Annotated in this window: 4 protein-coding genes; 1 reads left to right on the top strand and 3 read right to left on the bottom strand. The window is 74.8% G+C overall.

All coding sequences use genetic code 11. The features are described 5' to 3' along the window. Positions 1-74: 74 nt before the first annotated feature. Both G6556_RS16870 and G6556_RS16865 read right to left on the bottom strand, forming a co-directional pair. Complete coding sequence (locus G6556_RS16870) at positions 75-1,382, bottom strand: geranylgeranyl reductase family protein (protein ID WP_166944008.1); 1,308 nt, start codon at positions 1,380-1,382, stop codon at positions 75-77. A gap of 134 nt (positions 1,383-1,516) precedes the next feature. Beyond that, entirely contained in the window at positions 1,517-2,218 is a 702-nt protein-coding gene (locus tag G6556_RS16865) for a demethylmenaquinone methyltransferase (protein WP_166944006.1), read from the bottom strand. A gap of 57 nt (positions 2,219-2,275) precedes the next feature. On the opposite strand from G6556_RS16865, the gene G6556_RS16860 reads away from it, so the two are divergent. After that, complete coding sequence (locus tag G6556_RS16860; protein WP_166944004.1) at positions 2,276-3,607, top strand: isochorismate synthase; 1,332 nt, start codon at positions 2,276-2,278, stop codon at positions 3,605-3,607. Between the two features lie 346 nt (positions 3,608-3,953). Here the strand turns inward: G6556_RS16860 and G6556_RS16855 are convergent. Further along, positions 3,954-5,227: trypsin-like peptidase domain-containing protein (locus tag G6556_RS16855; protein WP_166944002.1), on the bottom strand; the 1,274-nt coding region annotated here is incomplete at its 5' end.

Raw genomic sequence — 5,227 nt, 5'->3', positions numbered from 1 at the left:
TGCGGGGCGGGGCGCGTCCGGCGGAGGCCGCTGGTGCGCCACCCGTCAGGGCGGCCCGGTGCGGGCGGCGGCCGTCACGAGGCCGGCGCCAGACGTGCGAGGGCGGCGATGGTCCGGTCGGCCCAGTCCCCGCCGTGCGGCTCGTAGCAGTCCGCGAGCAGCTTGTGCGTGAGCTTCATGACCAGCGGGCGAGGCAGGCCGTACCTCGTGCAGGCCCGCATGATCTCGGGCCGCTCGATGAGCTTCACGAAGACCCGGCCGAGCGTGTAGTACCCGCCGAGGTCGTCCTTCATCCGCGCGGCGTAGGTGGCGAGCGCGCGCTCCCGGCCGGCGGCGGTGCCGCGCGCGGCGGCCTGGACGATCGCGTCCGCGGCGACCCGGCCGGCCTGCAGGGCGTAGGCGATGCCCTCGCCGTTGAACGGGCTGATCATCCCGGCGGCGTCGCCGACCAGCATCAGCCCGCGGCCGTACAGCGGGCCGCGGTTGAAGCCCATCGGCAGCGCCGCGCCGCGCACCGGGCCGAGCTGGTGCTCCGGGGTGAACTCCCACTCCGCGGGGGCGTTGGCCATCCACTTCGCGAACAGGTCCTTGTAGTCGACCTTGGTCGCGGCGGCCGTCGAGGACACCGAGCCGAGGCCGACGTTGGCGGTGCCGTCGCCGAGCGAGAAGATCCAGCCGTAGCCGGGCATGAGGTCGGACTCGCCGGGCTTGCCGTCCCAGAGCTCGAGGTGGCTCTCCATCCACGGGTCGTCGTGGCGGGGCGTCTCGAAGTACGTGCGCACCGCGACGCCCATCGGGCGGTCCTGGCGCTTCTCCAGGCCGAGACCCGTGGCGAGCCGCGCGGAGACGCCGTCGGCGGCGATCACGACGGGGGCGCGGTACTCGACGGGGTCGCCCGCGCGGCGCCCGTCGGCGTCGACCGGACGCGCCTGCACCCCGACGACGCGGCCGGTGCGCTCGTCGACCAGGGGGCCGGTGACGTTCGTGCGCTCCTGCACCTTGGCGCCGGCGGCCCGGGCGTGCTCGAGCAGCAGGTGGTCGAGCGAGGTGCGCGCGCGGGCCAGGCCGTACGACGGGTAGGAGGACAGCTCGGGCCAGGGCAGCTCGACCACGTGGCCGCCGCCGAGGACCCGCAGGCCGACGTTCCGGATCCAGCCGTCCTGCTCGCGCAGCGGCACGCCCATCCGGACCAGCTCGGCGACCGCGCGGGGCGTCAGGCCGTCGCCGCAAATCTTGTCCCGGGGGAAGCTCGCCTTGTCGAGCAGCAGGACGGACAGGCCCGCGGCGGCGCAGTGGTAGGCGGCGCTGGACCCGCCGGGTCCGGCACCGACGACGATGACGTCCGCGTCGTCGCTCTTGCCACTGTGCACAGTTCGCCCCATTTGTGAATGCCTTCACAGGTGTTGACAGGGCGAGTCTAGTGATACGACCAACGATCTGTCTGCGAAGGTTTGCCTCAGTAGCGTCGCTGCTCCTGACCAGGGGTTATGCGGGACTTTCGTCCCACCATTCCGGGCTAATTGATCCCAGGATTTGTGGCGCGGTGCAGCGCGACGATGCCACCGGACAGATTCCGGTACGCGACCGAGGTCCAGCCCGACTCCTTGAGGAGCTTCGCCAGGCCCAGCTGGTCCGGCCACTCCTGGATCGACTCCGCCAGGTAGTCGTACGCCGCCGACTCCCGCGCCACGACCTTCGCCACCGCCGGCAGCGCCTTCACCAGGTAGCCCGAGTACACCGTGCGGAACGGCGCCCAGGTCGGGGTCGAGAACTCGCACACCACGAGCCGCCCGCCCGGCTTCGTCACGCGGCGCATCTCCTCCAGCGCGCCGACCGTGTCCACCACGTTCCGCAGGCCGAACGAGATCGTCACCGCGTCGAAGACGCCGTCCGCGAACGGCAGCGCCGTGGCGTCGCCCGCGGTGAACGGCAGGTCGGGGCGGCGGCGCTTGCCGACGGTGAGCATCCCGGTCGACAGGTCGCACGGGACGACCTTCACGCCCGCGTCGGCCAGCGGCTCGCTCGAGGTGCCGGTGCCCGCGGCGAGGTCGAGGACGGTCTCGCCCGGCAGCGCGTCGAGGGCCTTCAGCGTGGCCTTGCGCCACATCCGGTCCTGGCCCAGCGACAGCACGTCGTTGGTCAGGTCGTAACGGCGGGCGACGCCGTCGAACATCGAGGCGACGTCGTGCGGGTCCTTGTCGAGCGAGGCGCGGGGCATGGGCCCATCGTGTCAGGTCGCGCGGGCGCCCCGCGCGCGGTCGTACCCTGGTCGGCGATGACCAGCCCCCTCGACGACCGCCAGGCCGCGACGTCCTCGCACCCCGAGCCGCTCGTGGTGCGCACCGTCCGGATCGACGCCCCGGACGACCTGCTCTCCCTGCTCCCCGCGGACGCCCCGCTCACCTGGGTGCGCCGGGGCGACGGGCTAGTCGGCTGGGGCGAGGCCGCGCGGATCGACGTCACGGGCCCCGAGCGGTTCGCCGACGCCGAGCGCTGGTGGCAGGACCTGGTCCGGCACGCCGTCGTCCGCGACGAGGTCGGGCTGCCCGGCACCGGGCCGGTGGCGTTCGGCTCGTTCGCGTTCGACGACCTGTCCGCCGCCGGCGGCGCGCTCGTGGTGCCGCGGGTGGTCGTGGGCCGCCGCGACGGCCTGGCGTGGCTCACCGTCGTCGAGACCGCCGGCACCCTCGGCCCGGCCCCGGACTGGGCGCTGGTCGCCCGGCACGTCGCCGGCCTGACCCCGGTCCGCTCCCCCGGCGCCGTGACGTACGCGTCCGGCGCCGTCGAGGCCGAGGACTGGCCCGCCGTGGTGGCCCGCGGCGTCGCGGCGATCCGGGCCGGCGACGTCGACAAGGTGGTGCTGGCGCGCGACGAGGTCGCCACCACCGCCGAGCCGCTGGACGTGCGGCACGCCCTCGGCCGGCTCGCCGAGCGGTACCCGACCTGCTGGACGTTCTCCGTCGACGGCCTGATCGGCGCGACCCCGGAGCTGCTGGTCCGCTCGGACAAGGGCCTGGTCACGTCGCGGGTGCTCGCCGGCACGATCCGGCGCACCGGCGACGACGACGCCGACCTGGCGCGCGCCGCGATCCTCGCGCACTCGTCGAAGGACCTCGAGGAGCACGAGTACGCGGTGTCCTCCGTGGCCCGCGCGCTCGCGCCGTTCTGCTCCTCGACCAACGTGCCCGACGCCCCGTTCGTGCTGCACCTGCCGAACGTGCTGCACCTCGCGTCCGACGTCACGGCGGTGCTCGGCGGCGCGGACGGCGAGCACGGCGGCCCGCACCCGACGTCGCTGGCCCTCGCGGCCGCGCTGCACCCGACCGCCGCCGTGTGCGGCACGCCCACCGAGGCGGCCCGCGACCTCATCCGCGCGGTCGAGGGCATCGACCGGGCCCGGTACGCCGGCCCGGTGGGCTGGGTCGGCGCCGACGGCGACGGCGAGTGGGGCATCGGGCTGCGGTCCGCCGAGCTCGACCCGGCCGACCCGCGGCGGCTCCGGCTGTTCGCGGGCTGCGGCATCGTCGCGGCGTCCGACCCGGCGGCGGAGCTGGCGGAGTCGTGGGCGAAGCTCGTCCCGATGCGCACGGCACTCGCCTCGGACTGACCCCCGGGCACCCGACCCGGACGCGCGACGCTGACGCCGGGAGGCTGAAGCCGGCGCGAGGACGGCGAGCGACGGACGCCGCCTTCGGTCCTCCCAGCCGAGTTCGGTGGCTGGAGCTACCGAACTCGGCGGGGACCACCGAACCGGGCGGACACGGGTGGGCGTCTGTCCACCGGACCGGCCCCGGGGCCGGCCGGGACAGCCCCGGACGTGGGACGGCCCCCGCGGGCGCCAGGGGGTGCGCGCCGCGGGGGCCGTCGTCGGGGTGGCGAGGTGCGGGCTCGTCGCCCCGGTCGCCGGGCGGGGCAGGGGATGGACCCGCCCGGTGACCGTCGTGGGGGTGGGGTCAGTTCTGACCGCCGCCCTGCTGCTGCTGGAACCACTGCCAGAGCTCGTCCGGCGTCATGTTCCGCGGGTCGGTGCTGCCCGAGCCGCCCGAGCCCGAGTCGCTCGAGGCGGTCTCCTGGCGGACCGCCAGGGTGACGTCGACGTCGAGGGACTTGCCGTCGCGCACGAGCGTCAGGGTGACCTTGTCGCCCGAGGCGTAGGCCCGGACGTAGCCGGTCAGCGACTCGGCGCCGGCGACGGCCTTGCCGTCGATCGCGACGATGACGTCGCCCTCCTGGACGCCCGCGGTGGCGGCCGGCGAGCCGGACGTCACGCTCTGCACCTGCGCGCCGGCGCGGGTGACGCCGTCGGCGGTCGCCGTGTTGTCGGTCAGCCCGACGCCGAGGAACGCGTGCTCCGCGGTGCCGTCCTTGATCAGCTGGCCGGCGATCATGTCCGCGAGGTCCACGGGGATCGCGAAGCCCAGGCCGATGGAGCCCGACTCGCTGGACGTGGTCGCGATCGACGACGTGATGCCGATGACCTTGCCCTGGGCGTCGAACAGCGGACCGCCCGAGTTGCCGGGGTTCACCGCCGCGTCGATCTGGATCGCGTTGGTCACCACGGCCTCGCTGCTGCCGTCCTCGGTGGTCGACACCGGACGGTCGAGCGCGGAGACGATGCCGGTGGTCACGGTGTTGGCGAGGCCGAGCGGGTTGCCGACCGCCATGACCGGGTCGCCGACGGCGACCGCCGACGAGTCGCCGAGCGCGGCGGGCGTGAGGTCGTCCGGCGCGTCCTGGAGCTTGACGACGGCGAGGTCGGTGGTGGCGTCGGTGCCGACGACGTCGGCGGTGAAGATCCGGCCGTCCGTGAGGGTCACCTGGACCGTGCCGTCCTGGGCACCGGACACGACGTGGTTGTTCGTGACGACGTGGCCCTCGGTGTCGACGATCACGCCGGAGCCCTGGGCCTCGCCCTGGCTGGTGGTGACCGTGATCGCGACGACGGAGTCCTTGACGGCCGACGCGACGGCCTGCCAGTCGGGGTTGTCCGAGGTAGAGCCGGACACCGGGACGCCGTCGTTGCTGCTCTGGCCGATGGACGCGATGCTGGACGACCGCGAGGAGCCGTCCGGCTCGAAGGCGCCGGTCAGCGCGGCGGTGCCGAGGCTGGCGAGGACCGCCGCCGCGACGCCGACGCTGGCCACGGGGAGCCAGATGCGGTCGCGCCGGCGGGCGCGGGCGGGGGCGCCGCCGGGCTCGCCGGGGGCGCCGAACGCGGCGGGGTACT

It is taken from the genome of Cellulomonas sp. IC4_254, from assembly GCF_011603975.1.
Lineage (GTDB): Bacteria > Actinomycetota > Actinomycetes > Actinomycetales > Cellulomonadaceae > Cellulomonas.
The sequence above is the reverse complement of the archived record's forward strand: the minus strand, read 5'-3'. Positions and strand labels throughout refer to the sequence as shown.